Source organism: Cylindrospermopsis sp. CR12 (assembly GCF_001432185.1).
Classification (GTDB): Bacteria; Cyanobacteriota; Cyanobacteriia; order Cyanobacteriales; family Nostocaceae; genus Raphidiopsis; species Raphidiopsis raciborskii.
In genome coordinates this window covers 1-1,580 of the sequence record NZ_LMVE01000014.1, presented here as the reverse complement: position 1 = coordinate 1,580, position 1,580 = coordinate 1, and the positions used below count along the sequence as shown (strand labels likewise).

General features: G+C 42.4%; 2 protein-coding genes. One reads left to right on the top strand and one right to left on the bottom strand.

All coding sequences use genetic code 11. The features are described 5' to 3' along the window. Positions 1–139: 139 nt before the first annotated feature. The gene (locus ASL19_RS17295) at positions 140–412 is read right to left on the bottom strand and encodes a hypothetical protein (protein ID WP_235528905.1); all 273 of its coding nucleotides are present in this window, start codon (positions 410–412) and stop codon (positions 140–142) included. 322 nt (positions 413–734) lie between these two features. Between ASL19_RS17295 and ASL19_RS16460 the strand changes: the two genes are divergently transcribed. Next, on the top strand, positions 735–1,235 hold the full coding sequence (locus ASL19_RS16460; RefSeq protein ID WP_072149061.1) for a pentapeptide repeat-containing protein: 501 nt from the start codon (positions 735–737) through the stop codon (positions 1,233–1,235). The last annotated feature ends 345 nt before the right edge of the window (positions 1,236–1,580 follow it).

The following is a 1,580-nucleotide window of genomic DNA, read 5'->3' as shown; positions in this document are numbered from 1 at the left end:
AAGAAATTTAACAACGGGAACCACTTTTAGTTTTGTTTCTATCGATCACATTAAGGAAGAGATTTAACTACCTACTGCACAAATATTTTTTAGAGGTGCGATCGCCTGCTAATCTTATGAACCGTTACCAAGAATAGGTTCAAAAATTTCCCTTGAGAAGGAACCGGGGGGAACACTGAATGCGATCTCGCGAGTGCGAGTGCTTCGCGATCTCCCATAGGGAGTGCTGCGCAATCGCCTGTAGGGAGTGCTTCGCAATCCCCCTCCAAATATCCCCACCCCCTTGAAATAACTGATTCATCCGTTGACGGAAAACGTTTACCGTCAACCTTTTACCAACCGGGAATAGAACATGAAACGTCCCTAGATGAGAGCGATCTCCCGTAGGGAGTGCTTCGCAATCCCCCTCCAAATATCCCCACCCCTTGAAATAACTGATTTATCTTTTGACGGAAGACGTTTACCGTCAATCTTTTACCAAACATGAACAGAAAATGAAACGTGCCTATAGGAGAGCGATCTCCCACGGGGAATGCAATGCAATCGCCCGTAGCAAGATCTCACTACTAACTTATGAATGGAACTTGAATAAAGATAAAACTTGTTGAACTTAAATATCTTACTGATTAAATATCTTACTCATTACCCTGAGGTTATTTCTATTATTTGCTCTTTCGTGGATAAGAAAAGTCATGTATAATTTACCTCGATAATTTGGTTACGGATTTAAGACAATGAAAAAATTTCTCACATTAGCGCTGATACTGATTTTGTTTCTTGTTTCCTCTTTTAGCCTTGGCACTAGTCCTAGTTATGCTTATAGCCAGTCTGACCTAGACAGACTTTTAGAAACTCGTGAGTGTCCAGAATGTGACCTCTCTGATGCTGACCTCTCTGATGCTTACCTCAGACGTGCTGACCTCACAGGTGCTAACCTCAGAGGTGCTGACCTCAGGGATGCTAAACTCAAAGATGCTGACCTCTCTGATGCTTACCTCACAGGTGCTGACCTCAGACGTGCTGAGCTCACAGGTGCTGACCTCACATGTGCGGTAGGTGCTGACCTCATAGTTGAGATTCTGCTAGCAGAAATGTGGAAGGAAAAGGAAAGGCAGCTTCCATACATCAGTAATAAGGGAAATTCTAAAGAGCTCCAGAGAGCGAGATTCTTCGAAAAGGAAAGGGAAAAAATATTGGGAAAAGACTGTAAGAATGCTAAGCTATTAGAGGAATAAAGCCTTAATATGGGTGTCGATCGCCTGCAGTGCGATCGCCCTCCTGTCAAGACATGAAATAACAATAAATTAACGAAACCTTACTAGTTCCAGGGTTTCGGATACCTGGTACTATTTATTTTTAGGATTAGGTGTATAACAATTTGCCTTGACAAATATTAGAGTTGTTGGAAAATAAGGGATAATAATCAAGCAGACAAGTAGGGTGACATTAATGTTGAAGTTAGACCGCGTCCTGAATCAAGAGCGACTGCTACGAGCAATGACTGGACTTAACCGCCAAGCATTCAACGAGCTGTTATCTCAGTTTGCTGATACATATTAACGCACCGTGTTCAACTCCTT

Excerpts from the sequence above, each read along its gene's own strand:
- ASL19_RS16460 (WP_072149061.1), top strand. The coding sequence starts at position 735 with ATGAAAAAATTTCTCACATTAGCGCTGATACTGATTTTGTTTCTTGTT.